The sequence below is a fragment of the Enterobacter sp. 04-C-12-SI-ECC genome, from assembly GCF_047530715.1.
GTDB classification, from domain to species: Bacteria; Pseudomonadota; Gammaproteobacteria; order Enterobacterales; family Enterobacteriaceae; genus Enterobacter; species Enterobacter bugandensis.
The window spans coordinates 14,908-39,687 of the sequence record NZ_JBLKDI010000030.1 but is presented as its reverse complement, the minus strand read 5'-3'; the positions used below and the strand labels follow the sequence as shown (position 1 = coordinate 39,687).

Sequence of the window (24,780 nt, the reverse complement as noted above, 5' to 3'; positions counted from 1 at the left end):
CTTGAAGACCAGGGGCACCGTATGCCCGCCTTCAGCACCGTCCATCACCTGATGGCCCGTCACGGTCTGCTGCCGGGCGCATCACCGGGCGTTCCGGCTACGGGACGCTTCGAACACGACGCGCCGAACCGGCTCTGGCAGATGGATTTTAAGGGCCACTTTCCCTTTGGCGGTGGCCGCTGCCATCCGCTCACCCTGCTGGACGACCACTCCCGTTTTTCCCTGTGCCTGGCGCACTGTACCGATGAACGGCGCGGGACCGTGCAGCAGCAGCTGGTCAGCGTGTTTGAGCGTTACGGCCTGCCGGACAGGATGACGATGGACAACGGCTCACCGTGGGGCGACACCACCGGCACCTGGACGGCGCTGGAGCTGTGGCTGATGCGCCACGGTATCCGGGTGGGCCATTCCCGGCCTTACCATCCGCAGACGCAGGGCAAGCTGGAGCGTTTTCACCGCAGCCTGAAGTCGGAAGTGCTGCAGGGCAAATGGTTCGCGGACAGCGGAGAGCTGCAGCGCGCCTTCGACCACTGGCGGACGGTCTACAACCTTGAACGCCCGCACGAGGCGCTGGATATGGCGGTACCGGGCTCGCGGTATCAGCCGTCAGCGCGGCAGTACAGCGGCAGCGTAACGCCACCTGAATACGATGAAGGGGTGAAGGTCAGGAAAGTGGATGTCAGCGGAAAGCTGAGCATACAGGGTGTCAGTCTGAGCGCAGGCAAGGCGTTCAGGGGAGAACGGGTCGGGCTGAGGGAGACGCAGGATGACGGCTGCTATGAAGTGTGGTGGTACAGCACGAAAGTGGGGGTGATCGACCTGAAGAAAAAGTCGATCACCATGGGTAAAGGATGTTAAAAAGTGTTCACCATGTCCCCGAACACCTGTCTAGCATGTCCCCGGACTGTACAATTGGGGAGAGGGTTAGGGTGCGGGGAGAATCACAGCGCCGCAAACTTATCCAGCGTCCGCACGAGCTGCGTTACAAACCCATACTCGTTGTCATACCAGGCAACGGCTTTCACCAACTGCAGGTCTCCCGCTTCTGACACCTCCGTCTGCGTGGCGTCAAACACCGAACCATAGTGCGAGCCAATCACATCTGACGACACAATCTCGTCATCGGTATACCCGAACGATTTATTCCCCTGGGTCGCCTTTTTCAACGCGGCGTTGATCTCCTCGACCGTCACCTTTTTACCCAGAATCGCTACCAGCTCGGTTACCGATCCGGTTTTCACCGGCACGCGCTGGGCGTGACCCTTTAGTTTGCCGCTGAGCGCGGGGATCACCAGGCCGATGGCTTTCGCCGCACCGGTGGTATGCGGAATAATATTTTCTGCCGCCGCCCGCGAGGCACGCAGATCTTTCCCGCGCGGGCCATCCACCAGCGCCTGGGTGCCGGTATAGGCATGAATGGTGGTCATGGTGCCCACTTTAATTTCAAACGCGTCGTTCAGGGCTTTTGCCAGCGGGGCGAGGCAGTTGGTGGTGCAGGACGCGACGGAAATAATGGTATCACTGGCGTCAATGGTATCGTCATTCACGCTATAGACGATGGTCTTCATCTCACCCGCGGGCGCCGAAATCAGAACTTTCTTCGCACCGGCGTCCAGGTGCGCCCGCGATTTTTCTTCTGAGGTATAAAAGCCGGTGCACTCCACGACGATATCCACGCCCGCGGCTTTCCACGGAATGTGCTTTGCCTCTTTTTCGGCGTACACCGCGATGGTTTTACCGTCGACAATCAGCGCATCCTCGGTGAAGTCCACGCTCCAGGGGAAGCCACCGTAGTTGGAATCATGCCTGAGCAGGTAGGCCAGGACTTTCGGGGAGGTGAGGTCGTTGATGGCGACGACGGTATTACTGTCCTGGGTTTCAAGAAGGCGGCGCAGCACAAGGCGTCCAATGCGTCCAAATCCGTTAATGCCAATTTTACTCATGGTGTTCTCCTGTGAACGTGTCGATACGACAGTTTGAACTCATCCAGGCTTAGACCATCACGGGCAGGGCAGCAATTGAAGATGCTTCATGCGAGGGGAAGTATTTGAAAAACCATACAGAAAAGTTAATGAATTTTTAAGGAAAGGAGATTATGTTGGCGCGGTGACTGTTTTTTTTCAGGAAATCCCATGCGCACTAAATATACAAGCCTGCAAATCACGATTCACTGGCTGGTGTTTTTGTTAATCGTCGTCGCCTACTGCGCGATGGAATTCAGAGGCTTTTTCCCGCGTTCCGACCGACCGCTTATTAACATGATCCACGTCTCCTGCGGCATCTCGGTTCTGGTGCTGATGGTGGCGAGATTGCTGATCCGCCTGAAGTTTCCCGCACCGCCCATTCAGCCTAAACCCAAAGCGATGATTACCGGGATGTCCCACCTTGGGCATCTGATCGTCTATCTGCTGTTTATTGCGCTGCCGCTGATTGGCATCGTGATGATGTATAACCGTGGAAACGACTGGTTCGCCTTCGGTCTGGCGATGCCTCACGCGGAGGAGGGGAATTTTGACCTGGTGGATGTGCTGAAGGAGTGGCACGTTACGCTGGCAAACCTGGGCTATTTCGTGATTGGTCTGCACGCCTTTGCGGCGCTGATGCACCACTACTTCTGGAAAGATAATACTCTTTTGCGCATGATGCCGAATAAGCGTCAGTAGTCATTAACTCGTGCCGGGCGGCGCAGCGCCACCCGGCTTGTTTTTTAACCCAGAAGAGCACACTCTTCATCAGTTAACGCCAGCGTCTGCGTTGACCCCGTCTCTGACGATTTCACCGCCGCTTCCAGAACAGCCATGACCGCTAACGCCTCGACAGGGTGAACGGGATTGGTGATCTTCCCGAGCATCGCATCCCGCACGTTGATGTAGTACTGCCGCTGATCGCCCTTTGGCGTGGCAATCGTTTGGGGTTTACCATCAGCTCCGAAGAACACCATGCTGTCGTCGTCTTCGCCCCAGGCGTCGCTGCCGGGGATTACGCCAGCCAGCAGCTGCGCTTCCTGCTGATCGATTCTGGCTTTCACCACGCTGCCTTTGTCCCCGTGAACGGTAAAGCGCGCCGTACCGCCAGCCACCAGCATGCTGGCGTGCAGAACCACCTTATGATCCGGGTAATTGAGGACCACGTGCGCCCAGTCGTTAACCTCTGCACCGTCGCGCAGCGTGGCGATATTTCCCTGAACAGACTCTGGCAGGCCAAACAGCTGAAGCGTCTGGTCGATCAGGTGAGGGCCCAGGTCAAACCACAGACCGCTGCCGGGGACGTTCTGCTCCCGCCAGCGCACGCGCACTTCCGGGCGGAAGCGGTCAATATGCGACTCCAGATGCTTAACCTTGCCAACCGTGCCTTGCTCAATAATCTGCTTAATGCCGAGGAAATCGCTGTCCCAGCGGCGGTTATGGAAAACGGAGAGCAGAAGCTGCTTTTCATCCGCCAGGGCAATCAGGTCCCGGGCTTCCTGCATATCCAGGGTGAAAGGCTTATCCACGACCACGTGTTTTCCCGAGTTCAGGGCCAGCGTCGCCAGCGGCGCGTGGGTGGCGTTAGGGGAGGCAATGACCACCAGGTCGACATCAGGATGTTGAATGGCTTCTTCGGGCGTGGCTACCACCAGCACATCCGGAAGATCGCGCTTCACTTTCTCTTCATCACGGGAAGAGACCACCGCCAGCTTGAGCCCGTCCACGGACTGGATCAGCGGGGCATGGAAGGTTTTACCGACAAAACCATACCCGATCAGCGCAATGTTGATTGTTTGAACTTTACTCATGACCTTCTCCACGTTATTGCGCGCACACCGTGACCCGTAATGCGCCAGGGTCCCCAAGCTCAGGCCAGGGACGATCTAAAAAGAGTTGATGAATATCGGTGAGCCCGGAGACCAGATACGGCTCGCAGCGGTTAACTTTCAGGTGATCGGCAACAATCCAGTGCGCATGGCTTGCGGCGAGCATCGCGCGTTTCACCTCGGCATCCGCTTCTTTACCGGCACTCAAACCGAGTTCGGCATGAAGGGCGCACGCACCGAGAATGGCGATATCAGCCCGATAGCGTGACAGCAGAGACAACGTGGCGCTGCCGGCAAACAGGCGCTGCTTCGGGTCCCATTTTCCACCGAGCAGAATAAGCTCAATGTCTTCCCGGTCGCTAAAATGCTGGGCGATATCCAGCGAGGTAGTGATCACGGTGTGAGGCCCCTGCAGATAAGTGGCGACGGCCATCACCGTACTGCCGGCATCCAGAAACAGGGTGGAACCCGGCGGAACCGCCTGCGCAACCTGTTTCCCCAGGCGCTGCTTGGTTTCCGGCAGCAGGGTATTGCGGCCCTTACGATTCATGGCCGAAAGATTCAAAGCAATAGCCCCACCGTGATTCTTCTGGGCAAGCCCCTGATTTTCCAGAACGGTCAGATCCCGACGAACGGTATCCGCCGAAACCTGTAGCTTTTCTGCCAGTTCGGTAATGCTGGCCTGACCTTGTTCACTGAGAATATCAAGGACATAGCGTTGACGTGCGGTTTTGTGCATGGGCAGCAATCCTGCAAAATGTCGCAATAAATCGCATAATACAGCATTTTGACGCAGAAGGAAGGAGTATCGTAAACCAGGTTGATGTTTAATTATTGGAATTATATTAAGCGGATATCATTAAGCCGTTCTGAATGTTAACCACAGTGTTAATGTTATGTTTTAATCAACGATTTGGGTTATGTAACCAATGCATTATCATTAATTGGTGGAATGTGCTGATATGTAATTAATATAAAGCATTTAATTTCTGATTTATGTTTTTTATTGGAATTATTTTCCAACAAATCGATGGCTCTTACTTAAGTTGACACTTCTTTGAAAATCTTTGTGTCTGACCCGCTCAGAAATTAACGCAAAAATGTGCGCAGAGGAGATTAAGAATTTTCCTTAAATTACAGTGTGTTTTGATGTTTCATCTGAAAGGCTACTTTCGGAGTTTTGTCCAGAAACCCCATGTTTTTTCTTATATGTAACACCTCATTAACATTGTGGGTGTAGTGGCCTATACCACATTTTGTTATGCTGCAAATCAACTTATGAAATAAGTAATTTCTTAAATTTAATAAGACAAAGGCGGATCTCATCTCCATCGGAAATGGGTATGGGGAGCTTTACCTGAAATTTAGCGAGGAAGTTAAATAAGATATTTGTCTAATTATCTGTACCTCTTTTTGGGTAATTGCTTGAGTATCACTCAGAGTCAGGGAGATAAAATGACGATATTACGCAAGCCTGTTTCACGCCAATTTATAGCTACGCTGGCGTTAATTTCATTAGCCCTAAATACGGCTTATGCCAATAGTGGCGCGGTAGGTATTGCCCCGATGGCAACGACGACCTTAAAGGAAAGTATTCTTTTCGCTATCGATCGCGATCCGTCAATTAGCCAGCAGGCCGCGCAGTTAGGTATTGGTCAGGCGCAAATAGACGAGGCGCGCAGCGGCTGGATGCCGCAAATAGCGTTGAACGGGAGTACGGGGCATAGCCAGACCACCGATTCCAGCGGTTCGCTGAAGAACTCTGCGGCCTGGGGAGTGAGCCTGACCCAGCTGATATACGATTTTGGCAAGACTAACAATAGCATCAGCCAGTCTTCCGCCCAGCGCGATAGCTACCGCTACCAGCTGATGAGCACGCTTTCTGACGTGGCGGAAAAAACGGCGCTCGGCTACGTGGAGGTCAAACGTTATTCCGACCTGCTACAGGCGGCAAAAGAGAATGTTCAGGCACTGAAAAATGTGGAGCAGCTGGCAAAACTGCGCGCCGATGCGGGCGTGAGTTCCACCTCCGATGAACTCCAGACCCGCACGCGTATTGCCGGCATGCAGGCGACGGTGGCGCAGTATAACGCCGCGTTGAACAGCGCCCGCGCAAGGCTCGCGGTATTAACCGGAATGCAGGCAGATCATTATTCGCCGGTACCCGCAAACCTCGCCGTTGAGCCGGATTCGCTCAACCGCATTGATTATTCGTTAATACCGGCGGTAATGGCCGCGCAGAATATGGAACGTTCGGCCCAGTATGGTGTTGAAACGGCGAAGTCCCAGCACTGGCCAACCCTGAGCCTGAAGGGGGGACGCACGCGTTACGAGTCGGACAACCGCTCATACTGGGACGACCAGATCCAGCTCAATATTGACGCACCGCTTTATCAGGGCGGCGCGGTATCCGCACGCGTGCGTCAGGCTGAGGGCGCCCGAGCGATGGCGTCCTCTCAGGTCGATCAGGCGCGTTTCGACGTGCTGCAAAAGGCCTCCGTCGCGCAAGCTGACTGGACCGGCGCACGGGGAAGAATGGAGGCCGGGAAGCGGCAGCTGGAAAATGCGCTGCGGGCCCGCGAGGTTTATAAAAATGAATACACCCTGAGCAAGCGGAGCATTAATGATTTGCTCAGCGTTGAGCAGGATGTCTGGCAGGCCACGTCGGCGAAAATAATCGCCGAGTATGATGGCTGGAGTTCGGCAATTAATTATGCTTCCGCGGTTGATAATTTAATGCCGCTTATTGGAATAGAGAAAAACGCTGCCGCAAAATTACCCGATTTGAGTTAACAAAAGCTACGCATAGCTGCACGAAATAAGTTTGAAAATAATGGGTGTTTTTTCCCAGGGATAGTTACATCCGTCTGGTGGATATATCCACAGGGATCCGTACACCTGCAAGGAGAGGAATATGAGTAACGTAAAGGTTGTTGATGTCATCATTCGCAAAACGGCGGAGAAAACGAAATTAACCGGCGAAGGAAATCTGTCGGTCTCTATTTCATCGCCTAGCGTGATTGAAATTCAGGGCTCTGCTCAGGACGTGGTGCGTTATGTCCGCCAGGGTAAAGACCTTCTCATTTATATGAAGGACGGCAGTGTTATTCGCTGCAATAACTATTTTGTTGAAGATCCTGAAACCCAACATCAGTCAGAGCTGGTGTTCAACGACGGGCAGGAACTGACTCATCTCTCTTTTGCCGATGCCGGGGAAGCGTCAGGCGTTGCCGCGACTGAATTAACCGCGCAGGCCACACCCATTAGCAGCATTGAACCCTTCCTGGAGCAGGGAAGCGCCCTGAGCGATGCCCCGTGGGGCTGGATTGCAGGGGCGGCGTTAGGCGGCGGTGCTATCGGCGCACTGCTGGCCCACGGCGGTGACGGCGAAACCAAAACGAAAGTCATTGATAACACCAAAGAAGTGGAAAGCGCCACGCCGACCTTCCTGCTGTCGGACAAGGTGGGCGACAAGCAGGGAGTGCTGAGCGCAAACGCCCTCACGGACGATAACGCGCCGACCTTCAGCGGTACCGGTCAGCCGGGCGCGACCATCCAGATTAAAGACGGCACCGGCAGCACCATCGCCAGCGCGATGGTCGGTAAAGACGGCACCTGGACGGTAAAACTCCCGACCCAGGCCGACGGAGAGCACACCTGGTCGGTGGTGCAGATCGACGGCAGTAAAACCACGTCAGCGGGCAACATCACCGTGACCGTTTCTACGTCCGAGGCCACGCTTACGCTGGCGACAACGGCGGGTGACAACGTGATTAACGCCAGCGAACAGTCCGCAGGCTTTACGCTGTCCGGCAGCAGCCAGCATCTGGCGCAGGGAACCGACGTTTCCGTAACGCTGAACGGCAAAACCTACGCCGCTCAGGTGGGAGCAGACGGCGCGTGGAGCGTTAACGTGCCTGCGGTAGACGCGCAGGCGCTCAGCGACGGTACCTGGACCGTCAGCGTCAGCGGCAAAGACGCGGCGGGTAACACCGTGAGCGGAAGCCAGACGATTGGCGTGGATACCGTTGCGCCAACGCTCTCCGTCGATACGCTCGCGCAGGACAACATCATTAATGCCGCTGAGCACAACCAGCCGCTGACGCTGAGTGGTAAAACCAACGCGGAAGCCGGGCAGATTGTGACCGTGACGCTGAACGGCAAAAATTATAACGCCACGGTGGGCAGCGACGGCACCTGGTCCGTCACGCTGGCGGCCAGCGAGGTGCAGGCCCTTAATGAGGGTCACCACAGCCTGACGGTGAACGTCAGCGACAAAGCAGGCAACGGCTCGTCCGTGACCGCGGATTTCACGGTAGATACCAACGCGCCGGTCGTCACCATCAACACCGTCGCGGGCGACGATATCCTCAACACCAGCGAGCAGGGACAGGCGCAGATTATTTCCGGGCAGGCGAGCGGCGCGGCGGCAGGCGATGTCGTCACCGTGACCGTTGGCGGTCAGACCTTCACCGGCGTCGTACAGGCAGACGGCAGCTGGAGCGTGGGCGTTCCTGCCTCCGTCGTCGGCGCGCTGGGTGAGGGCAACCACACCCTTGCCGTCTCCGTCACCGACGCAGCGGGGAACACCGGTAGCGCCACGCACGGCATTGCGCTGAGCGGCAACCCGCCGGAATTTACGATTGACGCCATCAGCCAGGACAACGTGCTGAATGCCCGGGAGGCGATGCAGCCGCTGAGCCTGAGCGGCACCAGCAACCTGCCGGACGGCAGCGCCGTTACCGTGACGCTGAACAACGTCAGCTATCAGGCGACCGTCGAAAACGGTATTTGGGCGGTTCAGGTGCCGGTATCCGACGTCCTGAATCTGGCGAACACCCTCTATAGCGTCAGCGTCAGCGGCACCGACAGCGTGGGTAACAGCGGCTCCGCAGAGGCGAATCTGCTGGTCGATACCGTGCTGCCGAAGGTGATCATTAACACCTTTGCGGGGGATAACCTGGTTAATAACGCCGAAGCGGGCGTGGACCAAACCCTCAGTGGCCGCGTTACCGGCGCGGCGGCGGGCGATACGGTGTCTGTTACCGTTGGCGGTAAGAGTTACAGCGCCACGGTGGGCAGCGATCTGACCTGGAAGGTCACAATCCCTTCAGCGGATCTTCAGGCGTTCGGCGACGGGGATTTGACCTTTACCGCCTCCGTGACCAACGGGCACGGTAATACCGGCACCGGCGAGCGCGATATCAATATCAACGCGGAACTGCCGGGTCTGCGCGTAAACACCATTTCCGGCGATGACGTAATCAACGCCATCGAGCAGCAGCAGGATCTGACCGTCACCGGCGCCAGCACCCATCTGGCCGCAGGTACGCCGATTGTCGTCACCATCAACAACGTCGACTATCAGGCCGTGGTGACCGCCAGCGGCGGCTGGAGCATTGGCGTTCCTGCTGCGGATTTGCAGGCCTGGACGGCCGGAGGTATGACGGTCAGCGTCAGCGCAGAAGATGCCTGGGGCAACACCGTTGCGGCTGAACACCCGATTGAACTCGATCTCAACGCCGTGGCGGTCACCATTGATACCGTCTCCGGCGATGACCTGCTGAACGCGGCAGAAAAAGGGAGCGATTTAACCCTTTCCGGCCAGACGCAGGGCGTGGAGGCAGGGCAAACCGTGGTGGTGAAATTTGCCGACCAGACTTTTACCGCGCAGGTGCAGCAGGATGGCTCCTGGAGCCTGACCGTCCCGGCGAACGCCATGGAAACGCTGATTGACGGGCGGGCGCAGGTAAGCGTCAGCGTGACCAACGTCAGCGGCAACAGCGCGGACGCCTCACGCGTGGTGACCGTCGATACGCAGCCGCCGACCATTACGCTCGATAATCTGACCGACGACAACATCATCAATGCGGCAGAAGCGCAGCAGGATCTGGTGCTCAGCGGCAGCACAACCGCTGAAGCGGGCCAGACGGTCACCGTGACGCTGAACGGCAAAAACTATCAAACTACCGTACAAGCTGACGGCACCTGGACGCTGAACGTGCCTGCCGCCGACGTTGGCGCGCTGGCAGACGGCACTGTCACCGTGACGGCCTCCGTCAGCGACGTGGCAGGTAACAGCAGCAGTGCGGACCGCGTTGGGCTGGTGGATGCCACCGTGCCGCAGGTGACCATTAATGACTTTGTCACCGACACCAACACCGTTAACCAGCTGGCCCATTCTCAGGCGCAGATCCTGAGCGGCTCCGTCACCGGCGCGGCGGCGGGCGATTTGGTCACCATCACTATTAATAACGTGGACTACACCACCGCGGTGGACGCGGCGGGCAACTGGAGCCTCGGCCTGCCTGCATCCGTCGTTCAGGGGCTGACGGACGGCACCTGGACCATTAACGTCTCCGTGACCGATCGCTCCGGCAACACCGGCAGCAGTTCTCTGGATGTGGTGGTGAATACCGTGACGCCTGTTATCGGTATTAACACGCTGGCCGTAGATGACGTGATCAATGCGGCAGAGAAGGGCGAAGATCTGCTGCTTTCCGGTACCAGCAACCAGCCGGAAGGGACCACCATCACCGTAAACCTGAACGGTATCAACTACACCGCCACCACTAACGCCAGCGGCAGCTGGAGCGTCACCGTGCCCGCCTCTGCGGTGAGCGCGCTGGGCGAAGCCAATTACACCGTGACGGCAAGCGTTACCGATAATGTGGGCAACAGCGCCTCAACCTCGCACGATGTGCTGGTGGACAGCGCGTTGCCGGTAGTCACTATCAACACCTTCGCGACCGACAATATCGTCAACGCGGCGGAAGTCACCGCAGGGCAAACCCTGACCGGGAAGGTCTCTAACGCGGCATCGGGCGATACCGTCACGATTATCCTCGGCGGTCAGACATACACCGCTACCGTGCAGGACGATCTCTCATGGAGCCTGCCGTTAACCGAGAGCCAGTTAACCGCGCTCGGCAACGGCGAACTGACCGTATCGGCCAGCGTCACCAACGCACACGGCAACACCGGTTCGTCTTCGCTGGACTTTACCATCGACGCCCAACTGCCGGGCCTGCGTATTGATACCGTGGCGGGTGATGACGTCATTAACGTCATTGAGCACGCTCAGAACCTGATTGTTTCCGGTTCAAGCACCGATCTGGCAGCGGGCAGCACCGTCACGGTGACCATTAACGGTAAGATCTATTCCGCAACCGTACTGGCGGACGGTACCTGGCAGGCGGCGGTTCCGGCAGCGGACGTGTCCCAGTGGGCGGACGGTTCGCTGGATATCAAGGCAAGCGCGCAGGACCCTTCCGGCAACCCGGTGACTATCGGCACCGTCGTGGACGTCGATCTCGCGCCGGTCGCCGTCAGCATCAACAGCGTGACCGCGGACAACGTGCTCAACGCGGCAGAAAAAGGTCAGGATCTGGTGCTTTCCGGCTCCTCCGCAAACGTAGAAGCGGGCCAGACCGTCACCATCACCTTTGCGGGTAAAACCTACACCACGACGGTGAACGCCAACGGCGACTGGACGTACACCGTACCGGCAGCCGATTTGAGCGGACTGAAGGACGGTGACGCCAGCGTGCAGGTCAGCGTGAGCAACCTGAACGGCAACGCGGCGTCGTCTGCGCAGGAGTTCAGCGTCGATACCGCCGCGCCAACGGTGACCATCAATACCATCAGCGGCGATAACATGCTGAACGCGGCTGAGGCAGCGCAGGATCTGACCCTGAGCGGGACGTCCACTGCCGAAGCAGGCCAGACGGTTACCGTAACCTTCAACGGCAACCAGTACACCGCGCAGGTGCAGGCCGACGGCAGCTGGACGCTGGAGGTGCCGGCAGCCGATCTGGCGGGCATCACCGACGGCAGCGCGGCGGTCACGGCGACCGTGTCCGACAAAGCCGGCAACCCGGCCAGCGCGGATGCCTCCGTGCTGGTGGATACCACCGTACCGCAGATTAGTTTCAACATCGTCGCGGGCGACGATATTGTGAATATTGCCGAGCACGGCCAGGCGCTGATCGTCTCCGGCAAGGTCACGGGCGCGCAGGCGGGTGACGTCATTACCGTCACCCTGAACGGCAAAGACTACACCTCGATGCTGGACGCGTCCGGAAGCTGGAGCGTGGGCGTTCCGGCGGCAGACGTGGGCGCGCTGGCTAACGGCGACCAGACGATTACCGCGACCCTCACTGACAAAGCGGGTAACAGCACCACCGCCACGCATGAATTTGACGTCTCCCTGGCCGCGCCGGAGATTGCCATCAATACCCTGGCGATTGACGACGTGATTAACGCGGTCGAGAAAGGCCAGGATCTGCTGATTTCGGGCACCAGCAACCAGCCGGAAGGTACAGCCATCACGGTGATCCTGAATGGCATCAGCTACGCCGCGACCACCAACGCCAGCGGCGGCTGGAGCGTGACCGTTCCGGCGGCGAACGTCTCTGCGCTGGGCGAAGCGAGCTATACCGTCACGGCAAGCGTGACCGATAGCGCAGGCAACGGCGCGAACGCCAGCCATAGCGTGCTGGTCGACAGCGCGTTGCCGCAGGTCACCATTAACGCAATCGCCATCGATGACGTGATTAACGCGGCGGAAGTCGCTTCCGGACAAACCCTGAGCGGGAAGGTGAGCGGCGCGGCGAGCGGTGACACTGTCACCCTTTCAATTGGCGGCAATACGTATACCGCGACGGTTCAGGACGATCTGAGTTGGTCGGTCAACGTGCCGTCCACGGTCTTAACCGCCATCGGTAACGGCGAACTGACGGTGTCAGCCAGCGTCACTAACGGCCACGGCAACACCGGCTTCGGCGAGCGCGACATCACCATCGACGCCAATCTGCCGGGCCTGCGCGTCGATACCGTGGCGGGCGACGACGTGATTAACAGCATTGAGCATGCGCAAAACCTGATTATTACCGGCTCCAGCGACGGCCTGGCAGCGGGCGCGGCGCTGAGCGTGATCGTCAACGGCAAAACCTACGCGGCCACGGTGCTGGCAGACGGTACCTGGACGGCGGCCATTCCGGCGGCAGACGTCAGCGCGTTCGGCGCAGGCACGGTCACCGTGAAGGTCGAGGGAAATAGCGCGGCAGGCAACCCGGTCTCCATCAGCCACGACGTGAAGGTCGATCTGGCGACGGTTGCTATCAGCATTGACGCGATTGCTACCGACGACGTGATTAATGCGGCAGAAAAAGGCGCAGATCTGGTGCTTTCAGGTTCCACCAGCAACGTGGAAGCGAACCAGACGGTTTACATCACGTTCGGCGGCAAGTCCTACACGGCGAAAGTGGATGCCAGCGGCAACTGGACGGCGACCGTGCCGTCGGCAGATCTGGCTGGCCTGAAGGATGGCGACGCCAGCGTGCAGGTGAGCGTCACCAACGTGAACGGCAACAGCGCCTCGGCGGGACGCGAGTACGGCGTGGACGCCACCGCGCCGACGGTCTCCATCGAAATCGTCAGCGACAACAACATCATCAATGCCGCCGAAGCGCAGCAGGATCTGGTCGTCAACGGCGTCTCTAACGCCGAAGCGGGCCAGACCGTGACCGTCACGCTGAACGGCGTGGATTACACCACCACCGTGCAGGCAAACGGCAGCTGGAGCGTGACCGTGCCTTCTGCTGATGTGGGCGCGATTACCGACGGGAACTATACCGTCAGCGCCGCCGTGTCGGACAAAGCGGGCAACCCGGCCTCCGCGGCTCGCGATGTGCTGGTCGATACCACCGTGCCACAGCTGACCATCAACACCGTTTCCGATGACGACGTGATCAACAGCGCCGAGCACGGGCAGGCTCTGATCGTTACCGGCTCAGTGACCGGCGCGGCGGCGGGCGACGTGGTGACCGTCACCATCAATAACAAAGATTACACGGCGACGCTGGATGCGTCCGGCAACTGGAGCGTGGGCGTGCCTGCGACGGACGTCGGTGCCCTGACCGCCGGGGATTACACCATCACCGCGGCGCTGACCGACAAAGCCGGAAACAGCAACAGCTCGACGCGCGAGGTGGAAGTCAACCTGAGCGCGCCGGTGCTGACCATCGACACCGTCTCCGGTGACGATGTGATCAACAGCAGCGAGAAAACGCAGGATCTGACCATCACCGGTACGGCTTCCGGACTGGCGGCGGGCGCGGTGGTGACCGTTATGCTCAACGGCAAAGCCTACAGCGCCACGGTTGAGGCCAACGGCCAATGGTCCACGACGGTTCCGGCGAGCGAAGTGGGGCAGCTGGGTGAAGCGCTTTACACCGTCACTGCCTCCGCAACGGACAGCGTCGGCAACGGCACCAGCACCTCGCACACCGTCAACGTGGAGTCCGTTCTGCCGGGGGTGATTATCAACACCGTCGCCGGTGACGACGTGATTAACGCGGCGGAGCTGGCTGCCGGCCAGACCATTAGCGGTAAGGTGGTGAATGCCGAGGCGGGCAACACCGTGACCGTAACGATTGGCGGCAACAGCTACACCGCAACGGTACAGAGCGATCTGACCTGGTCCGTCGATGTACCGGAATCGGTCCTGACGGCGCTGGGCAACGGCGATCTGACTGTAACCGCCAGCGTGACGAACGGCGTGGGCAACAGCGGCAGCGGCGAGCGTGAGATCGCGATAGACGCCAGCCTGCCGGGTCTGCGCGTGGACACCGTGGCGGGCGACGACGTGATCAACAGCATCGAACACGGACAGAACCTGATTATCACCGGTTCCAGCAATGGCCTGAGCGCAGGCACGGCGCTGACCGTTACCGTCAACGGCAAAACCTATCCCGCGACGGTACTGGCGGACGGTACATGGAGCGCGGCTCTCCCTTCTGCGGACGTAAGTGCCCTGGCAGCGGGCACGGTCACCGTGACCGTTGAGGGCCAGAGCAGCGCGGGCAATCCGGTTTCCATCAGCCACCATGTGACGGTGGATCTGGCGAACGTCGCTATCAGCATCGACGCCATTGCCACCGACGACGTGATTAACGCGGCGGAGAAAGGGGCGGATCTGGAGCTCTCCGGCACCACCTCAAACGTGGAGGAAAATCAAACCGTCACCATCACCTTCGGCGGCAAGAATTACACCGCCACGGTGGACGCGGCGGGTAAGTGGACAGCCACGGTGCCGGCTGCGGATCTGGCGGGCCTGAAGGACGGTGACGCCAGCGTGCAGGTAAGCGTCACTAACGTCAACGGCAACAGCGCCTCTGCGGGCCGCGAGTACAGCGTGGATGCCACCGCGCCATCCGTCACCATTAATACGATGGCGACCGACGACATTCTGAACGCCACGGAAGCGCAGTCTGACCTGGCGATTTCCGGCAGCAGCACCGCCGAAGCGGGCCAGACCGTGACCGTGACGCTGAACGGCAAAGACTACACCACAACCGTCGGCGCGGACGGCAGCTGGACGCTGAACGTTCCGGCGGCGGATCTGGCGGCGCTTAATGACGGCAGCGTCACCGTTACCGCGAGCGTGAGCGACAAGGCGGGAAACCCGGCATCCGTAAACCATAACCTGACGGTGGACGTGACCGTACCTGCGGTCACCATCAACGCCGTGGCGGGCGACGACGTGATTAACGTCGCCGAGCACGGTCAGGCGCAGATTATCAGCGGCACCGCCACCGGCGCGGCAGCGGGCGATAAGGTCACCGTGACCATCGGCGGCCAGACTTACACCACCGTGCTGGACGCGGCGGGCAACTGGAGCGTGGGCGTCCCGGCGAGCGTGATTTCTGGCCTCAGCGACGGCACCGTGACCGTCACTGCGTCTGTTACCGACGCGGCGGGCAACACCGGCAGCGGCACCCATAACGTGACCGTCGATACCGGGCTGCCGTCCGTGGGCTTTAACGCCATCAGCGGCGATAACGTTCTGAATGCGGTGGAAAAAGGACAGGATCTGAGCGTCAGCGGCACCAGCGCCAACCTGGCGGAAGGCACCCTGGTGACCGTGACCCTGAACGGTAAAAACTACACCGCAACGACCGCTGCGGACGGCACCTGGAGCCTGACGGTTCCGGCTGCGGATCTGGTCGGTCTCGGTCAGGCCAGTTACACCCTCAATGCGGCCGCCACCAACGGCGTGGGCAACAGCGTGAGCAGCGCTGCGAACCTGCTGGTCGACACCGCGCTGCCGACCGTCACCATCAACACCGTGGCGGGCGATAACGTTATCAACGCGGCGGAAGTGGCGGCAGGCCAGACCCTGAGCGGTACCGTGGCGAATGCCGAAGCGGGCAACACCGTAACCGTGACCGTTGGCGGCAACAGCTATACCGCAACGGTGCAGAACGATCTGAGCTGGTCCGTGAACGTGCCGTCTGATGTGCTGACCGCACTCGGCAACGGCAGCCTGAGCGTGACGGCAACCGTCACCAACGGCCACGGCAACATCGGCAGCGGCGAGCGTGAGATCGCGATCGACGCTAACCTGCCGGGCCTGCGCGTGAATACCGTGGCGGGCGACGACGTGGTCAACAGCATTGAGCATGCGCAGAACCTGATCGTCACCGGCTCCAGCGACGGGCTGGCGGCGGGCACTACGCTGACCGTTACCGTGAACGGCAAAGACTATGCGGCGACGGTGCTGGCGGACGGCACCTGGAGCGCGGCGGTTCCGTCTGCGGACGTGAGCGCGTGGCCGGAAGGCACCGTGAAAATCAGCGTTACCGGCGACAGCGCGGCGGGTAACCCGATTACCATCAGCCACGACGTGACCGTCGATCTGGCTACCGTTGCCATCAGCATCAACGCCATTGCCACCGACGACGTGATCAGCGCGGCGGAGAAAGGGGCGGATCTGGTGCTGTCCGGCGCGACCACCAACGTGGAAGCCGGGCAGACCGTCACCCTGAGCCTGAACGGTAAAATCTACACCACTACTGTAGAAGCAGACGGCAACTGGACCTATACCGTGCCGGCTGCGGATCTGGCGGGCCTGAAGGACGGTGACGCCAGCGTGCAGGTAAGCGTCACCAACGTCAACGGCAACAGCGCCTCTGCGGGCCGCGAGTACAGCGTGGATGCCACCGCGCCATCCGTTACCATTAATACGATGGCGACTGACGACATCCTGAACGCCACGGAAGCGCAGTCTGACCTGACGGTTTCCGGCACCAGCACCGCCGAAGCGGGCCAGACCGTGACCGTGTCGCTGAACGGCAAGGACTACACCACAACCGTCGGCGCGGACGGCAGCTGGACGCTGGACGTTCCGGCGGCGGATCTGGCGTCGCTCAGCGACGGCAGCGTCACCATTACCGCATCGGTCAGTGACAAGGCGGGCAACCCGGCATCCGTAAACCATAACCTGACGGTGGACGTGACCGTCCCTGCAGTCACCATCAACGCCGTGGCGGGCGACGACGTGATTAACGTCGCCGAGCACGGTCAGGCGCAGATTATCAGCGGCACCGCCACCGGCGCGGCAGCGGGCGATAAGGTCACCGTGACCATCGGCGGCCAGACTTACACCACCGTGCTGGACGCAGCAGGTAACTGGAGCGTGGGCGTCCCGGCCAGCGTGATTTCCGGCCTCAGCGACGGCACCGTGACCGTCATTGCGTCTGTTACCGACGCGGCGGGCAACACCGGCAGCGGCAGCCATAACGTCACCGTGGACACCGGGCTGCCGTCCGTGGGCTTTAACGCCATCAGCGGCGATAACGTCCTGAACGCGGTGGAAAAAGGTCAGGAACTAAGCGTCAGCGGCACCAGCGCCAACCTCGCGGAAGGCACCCTCGTGACCGTGACCCTCAACGGAAAAAGCTACACTGCAACGACCGCCGCAGACGGCACCTGGAGCCTGACGGTTCCGACGGCGGATCTGGCGGGTCTGGGCGAAGCGAATTACACCCTGAGCGCAGCCGCGACCAACGGCGTGGGCAATAGCGTCAGCAATACGGCGAACCTGCTGGTCGACACCGCGCTGCCGACCGTCACCATCAACACCGTGGCGGGTGATAACGTCATCAACGCGGCAGAAGTGGCGGCAGGCCAGACCATCACCGGTAAGGTGGCGAACGCGGAAGCCGGTAACACGGTGACGGTGAACATCGGCGGCAACAGCTACACCGCGACGGTGCAGAGCGATCTGACCTGGTCCGTGAGCGTGCCGGAGTCCGTCCTGACGGCCTTGGGCAACGGCGATTTGACTGTGTCGGCGACCGTCACCAACGGCCACGGTAATACCGGCGCGGGCGAGCGCGAAATCGTTATAGACGCCAGCCTGCCGGGACTGCGTATTAATACCGTGGCGGGCGATGATGTGATCAACAGCATCGAGCACGGACAGAACCTGATCGTCACCGGTTCCAGCGACGGGCTGGCGGCGGGCACCACGCTCACCGTGACCGTTAACGGCAAAACCTATGCGGCCTCCGTGCTGGCGAACGGTACCTGGAGCGCGGCGATCCCGGCCGCAGACGTGGGTGCCCTGGCAGCAGGCGCGGTGACCGTCACCGTGGCAGGCCAGAGCAGCGCGGGCAACCCGGTCTCCATCAGTCACGACGTCACCGTCGATCTGGCGGCCGTGGCGATCAGCATCGATGCGATCGCCACCGACGACGTGATTAACGCGGCGGAGAAAGGCGCGGATCTGGTGCTCTCGGGCAGCACCTCGAACGTGGAGGAAAACCAGACCGTCACAATCGCCTTCGGCGGCAAAACCTACACCGCGAAAGTGGATGCCGACGGCAACTGGACGGCCACCGTGCCTTCCGCGGATCTCGCGGGCCTGAAGGACGGCGACGCCAGCGTGCAGGTGAGCGTCACCAACGTGCACGGCAACAGCGCGACGGCAGGCCGCGAGTACAGCGTGGATGCGACCGCGCCGACCGTGACGATTGATACGGTGGCAGGTGATAACGTGATTAACGGCAGCGAAGCGGCTGCGGGCGTGACCATCTCCGGCACCACCACGGCGGAAGCCGGGCAGACGGTCACCGTGACGCTGGGCGGCAAGAGCTATAGCGCTCAGGTGCAGCAGGGCGGTATCTGGAGCGTCAACGTACCGGGCACTGACCTCTCCGCACTGGCCGATAACGGTTACACCCTGCAGGTCAGCGTGAGCGACGCCGCGGGTAACCCGGGCAGCGCGGGCAAAGCGATTACGCTTGATACCACACCGCCGTCCGTCAGCTTTAAGGCTGTGGCGGGCGATGACGTCATCAACAGCGTGGAGCACGGGCAGGCGCAGATCGTGAGCGGAACGGCAACCGGCGCGAGCGTCGGCGATAAGCTGGTCATCACCATCGGTTCAAACCAGTACACCACCACCGTTGACGCCAGCGGCAACTGGAGCGTGGGCGTTCCGGCCAGCGTGATTTCTGCCCTGACCGACGGCACCGTGACCATTAGCGCGACCATTACCGACAGCGCGGGCAACAGCAGCACCCAGACCCACGATGTGGTGGTGAATACGGCTTCCGTGGCGCTGACGGTGAACACCCTCAGCGGTGACGACGTCATCAACGCGGCAGAAGCGGGTAGTTCGCTGGTGATTAACGGCTCCAGCGCCCAGTTCGCCAGCGGGACGCAGGTCACCGTGACGCTGAACGGCAAGACCTATACGGCCACCATCAAGAACGACGGCAGCTGGACGACCACCGTTCCGGCCGCTGACGTGGGTGCCCTGGCCGATGGCGCGAGCTATCAGGTATCCGTGTCGGCGCAGGACAGCGCGGGCAACAGCGCCTCGGCGACGCACGGCATCAGCGTGGATACCACCGCGCCTGTCGTGAGCATTGCGACACTGTCGGGTGACGACATGCTGAACGCGCTGGAAGCGCAGCAGCCGCTGACGGTACACGGATCGTCCAGCGCGGAGGCGGGCCAGACCGTCACCGTGACGCTGGGCGGCAAAACCTACACTGCGCTGGTGGGCAGCGACGGCACCTGGACGCTCGATGTGCCGGCGGCAGATCTGGCTATCCTGAGCCAGGGGGCGCTGACGGTCACCGCGTCGGTCAACGACAAAGCCGGTAACGGCGGCCAGACCACGCACACCTTAACGGTGGATACCGCTGCGCCGACCGTGACCATCAGCACCGTGGCGGATGACGATATCGTCAACAACGCGGAGCAGCTGGCGGGTCAGACCATCCGCGGCACCACCACGGCAGAACAGGGCCAGACGGTGACCGTTTCCTTCAGCGGGCACAGCTATCAGGCGACCGTCGGGGCGGACGGAACGTGGTCGGTCTTCGTGCCGGGGCGTGATTTCCTCGGCCTGAGCGACGGGGATTACACCATTACCGCGTCGGTAAGCGACAGGGCGGGCAATCCGGGTAGCGCAACGCATGACGTGACGCTGAACGGCGATGTCCCAACCATCACCATTAACACCTTCGCGCAGGACGATATCGTCAACGCGGCCGAACACGGCACGCCGCTGGTCGTCAGCGGCACCACCGACGCGCCTGCGGGCCAGACGGTGACCATCACCCTGAACGGCAAAACCTACGCGGCGACCGTGCAGAATGACGGCACCTGGAGCTACACGGTGGGCAGCGCAGACGTCACCGCGCTGGCAGACGGCGGTTCGTACGTGATTAAGGCGCAGGTCAGCAACGCCATCGGCAACAGCGGCAGCGATAACCACACCGTCACCGTCGATCTCACCGCGCCGTCGATGGGCATCAGCATTGATTCGCTGCAAAACGACACCGGCCTGAGCGCGACGGATTTCATCACCAACGATAAGCAGGTAGTGGTCAACGGCTCCCTGACCGCGCAGCTCGGCAATAACGAGAAGGCGCAGATCAGCCTCGACGGCGGCACCACCTGGATTGACCTGACGGTGACCGGCACCACGTGGCGCTACACCGATGGCCGCACCCTGACGGACGGTACGTATCAGTACCAGGTGCGGGTGATCGATAGCGCGGGCAACGTGGGGGCAACGGACAGCCAGGACGTGGTAATTGATCTGACGAAGCCTGCGGCAACGACCATTACCGTGGATTCCGTCACCCAGGATACCGGCCTGTCCGGCAGCGACTTTATCACCAGCGACAACCAGATCAGCCTGAAAGGGACGCTCGGCGCGGCGCTGGGCAGCGGCGACCACGCGCAGATCAGCCTCGACGGCGGCGTGACCTGGACCGACGTCAGCGTGAGCGGTCTGACCTGGACCTACGTGGACGGTCGTACGCTGGCCGACGGGGATTACAACTACCAGCTGCGCGTGATTGACGACGCGGGCAACATCAGCGCCACCGCCAGCCAGGTCGTGACGATTGATACGGTTGCGCCGGACGCCAGCAAAACGATCGCTATCGACAGCATCAGCGACGATACCGGCCTGAGCAGCAGCGACTTTATCACCAACGATACGTCCCTGACGCTGCACGGCTCGCTCGGCGCGACGCTGGCCGACGGCGAGTATGCCCAGATCAGCATCGACGGCGGCGTCACCTGGCAGAACGTGATTGTCACCGGCAACAGCTGGTACTACGTAGACGGACGTACGCTGGGTAACCAGACCTATGACTACTACGTGCGCGTGGTGGATGCGGCGGGCAACGTGGGCGCCAGCGCCCATCAGCAGGTGACCGTCGATACGGTCGCCCCGGATGCGGCGATTACGGTGACGGTGGATAACATCACCGTGGATACTGGCTTCGACAATAACGACTTCCTGACCAGTTCGACCTCGTACACGCTGCATGGCACGCTTGGCGCAGAGTTAGGGGCGGGTGAGTACGTGCAGGTGAGCATGGACGGCGGCAGCACCTGGGTGTATGCCACGGTAAGCGGTACCCAGTGGCGCTATAACGACACGCGCACTCTGGCCGACGGGGATTACAGCTATCAGGTGCGGGTAGTCGATCAGGCGGGCAACGTCGGTGCCACTACCACCCAGACCGTGACGGTGGATACCCAGGCGCCGCAGTACGGCATCACCATCGACAGCATCAGCGATGATACCGGGCAGTCCGGGAGTGATTTCATCACTATGGACACCACCCTGACCATCAACGGCTCGCTGGGCAGCGCGCTGGCGAGCGACGAGAGGGTGCAGATCAGCCTCGACGGCGGAAACACCTGGATTGATGCCACGGTCACCAACCAGCGCTGGAGCTACACCGATACCCGCGTTCTGCCTGACGGAGACTACACCTGGCAGGTGCGGATTATCGACCAGGCGGGCAACGTCGGCTCCACCGCCTCTCAGGTGGTGACGGTGGACACCACGCCGCCAGCTACGGTAGGCACGGTAGTGAGCTATACCGACGGTGAAGGCGAGCGTCAGGGCACCTTTGGCAGTGCGGTAGCCACGGACGATAACGCGCCGCTGATCAACGGTACGCTCAACCGCGCTCCTGAAGACGGCGAGATCGTCCAGCTATACCGCGACGGCGTTCTGCTCGGTCAGGTGACCATGAACGGCAGCGCAAGCTGGTCCTTCCAGGATAACGGCCTGAGCGATGGCAACCACACGTACATCGTGCGTGTGACCGACAAAGCCGGTAACTACACGGAATCTGACGGCTTCGTGCTGAACGTTGATACCAGTATCCCGACCACCACGGCGGCGATTACCGCCCAGACCACGTCGGATACCACCCCAATCGTCAGCGGTACCGTCTCCGCCGACCTGGTGAACGGTGAATACCTGGTGGTGACGGTGAACGGGAAAACCTACACCTCCCAGACGGGTGGTGCCGTGGTAGTCGACCCGGATCACAATACCTGGTACCTGCAGATCCCGGACGGCGATGCCCTGAGCGTGGCGGGCTACAGCGTGACGGCGCAGGTGAAGAGCAGCGCGGGGAACGGCAATACCACCGGTACGGCGACCGGCAGCCTGGTGATTGATACCACCTCGGTGAATACCGACTGGGCGACCACGGCGGGGAACAGCAACAACTCCACCATGACCCTCGGCATGAACAGCAGCGGTCTGTGGAATATCATTGCGAACACTCAGGCTTATTCCAGCAGCGATAGCTCGACCTATGCCGGCAATACGCTGACCAACACCCGCGGCTACTACGTGGTGAGCCAGACCGCCGCCGACTTTGACCGTAACGGCACGCAGGATATCTTCGCGACCGAGAATACCTACGCCGGGTCTACTCAGGTGATGTGGACCTACGATGGCAGCACCTATAACGCCAGCCAGCTGGCGATGGGGACCACCATCTGGTACGGCGGCGTGATTGCGTACGATAAAACCGGCGATGGCTATCTGGATCTGGCCTACGGCGATGCCGGTATGGACTCACTGACCTACCTGGTGAACAACAACGGCGTTCTGTCGCCGGACGGCACCGGCGGGGAGGGCGGTTTCTACGGCCAGTTCGACTCCGGGCGTGAAATCTCCGGCGTTGACCTGAACAACGACGGTACGGTGGATATTGTCCAGCACACCAACCGCAGCGGCGCGTACTCGTTAACCGTGATCAACAACAACGGCAACGGCACGCTCTCCATCGGCCAGAACCTGACCAACGTGTTTGTGGTAAACGCCGCGAATACCACCACGGCGGCGTCCATGACGTGGGCGGATTTCAACGGCGATGGCTACATGGATCTGTACCTGGGCAGCAGCTACAACAACAACGGCGGGGTGATCTACTACAACGACGGTACCGGGAAGCTCTCGACCACCAAGAGCGCGGTGGAAGCCTCTAACGCCACGGCGGGGTATCTCTCGGTGGCGGTGGACTGGAACGGGGACGGGCAGATGGACATCATCAAGCTCAGCACCTACGGCGGTTCACAGACGGCGACGCTGTTCACCAACAACGGCTACGGTTCCAGCTGGACCGCCAGCCAGCTTAAAACTGGCCTGGCCTACGCCACCGGCGTGGCGGCAGTGGACTACAACTGGGACGGCGCGAAGGATCTGCTGGTGTCGCAGCAGAACGGCAAGGTGGTGCTGGTGCAAAACAGCGCCAAAATTGCTGACGGTACCGCGATGCACCTGCACATTGTCGACAGCGAGGGCATCAACGCCTTCTACGGCAACACGGTCAATCTGTACAACGCCGCGGGCGTGTTGGTGGCGTCGCAGATCATCAACGCCCAGTCTGGTATTGGTTCGAACGATACCTCTGCGCTGGTGAGCTTCTACGGGCTGGATCCGAATGAAACCTATTCGGCCGAGATCCTGAAGATCACCAACGGTGTGTCGGATAACGTCACCTGGAGCGGTCTGGAGGCGGGCAACGGCAAAGAGGGCTACGTCCTGACGGCCGAAGCGGCCGCCGGCGGCCACAGCGGGACCCTCACCGGGACCGGGTATAACGACACCTTTATCGCAGAAGATGGCACCTATACCTACAACGGCTCCGGCGGCTGGAATACCCATTCCGACTACGACACCTGGAGCAACACCGGCGGGATGGACGTGGTGGATTACCGCAATGCGACCTCCGGCGTAACCGTTGATTTGCGTCTCTCTACCGCGCAGGACACCGGGTTCGGTACGTCACGACTGCTCAACATTGAGGGCATCAACGGCTCGAACTTCGACGACGTCATTACCGGCAACAGCGGTGATAACCAGTTCGAAGGCCGCGGCGGGAACGACACCTTCAACATCGGCAGCGGCGGTCACGATACGTTGCTCTACAAGCTGATCAACGCGTCGGACGCGACGGGTGGTAACGGTCACGACGTGGTGAACGGCTTCACCGTCGGCACCTGGGAAGGGACCGCGGACACGGACCGTATTGATCTGCGCGATCTGCTCTCCGGTAGCGGCTATACCGGCACGGGCTCGGCGAGCTATGTGAACGGCGTGGCCACGCTGGACAGCAGCGCGGGCAACATCACCGATTACGTCCGCGTGGTGCAGAACGGCAGCAATACCGAAATCCAGGTGGATCTGGACGGTACCGGCGGCCAGTTCTCGCCAACCACCCTGGTGACGCTGAACGGCGTGCAGACGGACTTGGCAACGCTGCTGGCGAATCATCAGCTGTTAATTGCGTAAACCAACGCCGCGGGGAGCAATCCTCGCGGCCTTTTGGCGTTTCTTTACACGAATGGCGTTAACCCGG

At 60.6% G+C, this 24,780-nt stretch carries 7 protein-coding genes and 1 pseudogene; 5 read left to right on the top strand and 3 right to left on the bottom strand.

The window, feature by feature from the left end:
- Nucleotides 1–858, top strand: an 858-nt coding sequence (locus ACMWL8_RS23815; RefSeq protein WP_414751617.1) for a DDE-type integrase/transposase/recombinase, incomplete at its 5' end; no start/stop codon positions are given.
- Between the two features lie 83 nt (nt 859–941).
- Here the strand turns inward: ACMWL8_RS23815 and gap are convergent.
- The gene (gene gap / locus ACMWL8_RS23810) at nt 942–1,943 is read right to left on the bottom strand and encodes a type I glyceraldehyde-3-phosphate dehydrogenase (protein ID WP_028013079.1); all 1,002 of its coding nucleotides are present in this window, start codon (nt 1,941–1,943) and stop codon (nt 942–944) included.
- A gap of 189 nt (nt 1,944–2,132) precedes the next feature.
- On the opposite strand from gap, the gene cybB reads away from it, so the two are divergent.
- The gene (gene cybB / locus ACMWL8_RS23805; protein WP_045260471.1) at nt 2,133–2,663 is read left to right on the top strand and encodes a cytochrome b561; all 531 of its coding nucleotides are present in this window, start codon (nt 2,133–2,135) and stop codon (nt 2,661–2,663) included.
- Between the two features lie 44 nt (nt 2,664–2,707).
- On the opposite strand, the gene ACMWL8_RS23800 is transcribed toward cybB, so the two are convergent.
- Together ACMWL8_RS23800 and ACMWL8_RS23795 are read right to left on the bottom strand one after the other, a co-directional pair.
- Nucleotides 2,708–3,775 (bottom strand): oxidoreductase, encoded by a 1,068-nt coding sequence (locus ACMWL8_RS23800; RefSeq protein ID WP_045260472.1) that lies wholly within the window; start codon nt 3,773–3,775, stop codon nt 2,708–2,710.
- Between the two features lie 13 nt (nt 3,776–3,788).
- Nucleotides 3,789–4,532 carry a DeoR/GlpR family DNA-binding transcription regulator gene (locus tag ACMWL8_RS23795; RefSeq protein WP_045260473.1) on the bottom strand — a complete coding sequence of 248 codons (744 nt, stop codon included), beginning with the start codon at nt 4,530–4,532 and terminating at the stop codon, nt 3,789–3,791.
- 716 nt (nt 4,533–5,248) lie between these two features.
- On the opposite strand from ACMWL8_RS23795, the gene ACMWL8_RS23790 reads away from it, so the two are divergent.
- From ACMWL8_RS23790 to ACMWL8_RS23780, 3 genes and pseudogenes are all read left to right on the top strand, one after another.
- On the top strand, nt 5,249–6,586 hold the full coding sequence (locus ACMWL8_RS23790; protein ID WP_041910078.1) for a TolC family outer membrane protein: 1,338 nt from the start codon (nt 5,249–5,251) through the stop codon (nt 6,584–6,586).
- Nucleotides 6,587–6,707: 121 nt separating this feature from the next.
- Nucleotides 6,708–22,361 (top strand): annotated as a pseudogene (locus ACMWL8_RS23785) (Ig-like domain-containing protein); the annotation flags it as partial.
- 285 nt (nt 22,362–22,646) lie between these two features.
- On the top strand, nt 22,647–24,713 hold the full coding sequence (locus ACMWL8_RS23780) for an FG-GAP-like repeat-containing protein (protein ID WP_414751618.1): 2,067 nt from the start codon (nt 22,647–22,649) through the stop codon (nt 24,711–24,713).
- The last annotated feature ends 67 nt before the right edge of the window (nt 24,714–24,780 follow it).

What these genes read in the sequence shown, in the direction of transcription:
- gap (WP_028013079.1), bottom strand. Translation starts at nt 1,943, where the DNA reads ATGAGTAAAATTGGCATTAACGGATTTGGACGCATTGGACGCCTTGTG.
- ACMWL8_RS23790 (WP_041910078.1), top strand. Translation starts at nt 5,249, where the DNA reads ATGACGATATTACGCAAGCCTGTTTCACGCCAATTTATAGCTACGCTG.
- ACMWL8_RS23795 (WP_045260473.1), bottom strand. Translation starts at nt 4,532, where the DNA reads ATGCACAAAACCGCACGTCAACGCTATGTCCTTGATATTCTCAGTGAA.
- ACMWL8_RS23780 (WP_414751618.1), top strand. Translation starts at nt 22,647, where the DNA reads ATGACCCTCGGCATGAACAGCAGCGGTCTGTGGAATATCATTGCGAAC.
- ACMWL8_RS23800 (WP_045260472.1), bottom strand. Translation starts at nt 3,775, where the DNA reads ATGAGTAAAGTTCAAACAATCAACATTGCGCTGATCGGGTATGGTTTT.
- cybB (WP_045260471.1), top strand. Translation starts at nt 2,133, where the DNA reads ATGCGCACTAAATATACAAGCCTGCAAATCACGATTCACTGGCTGGTG.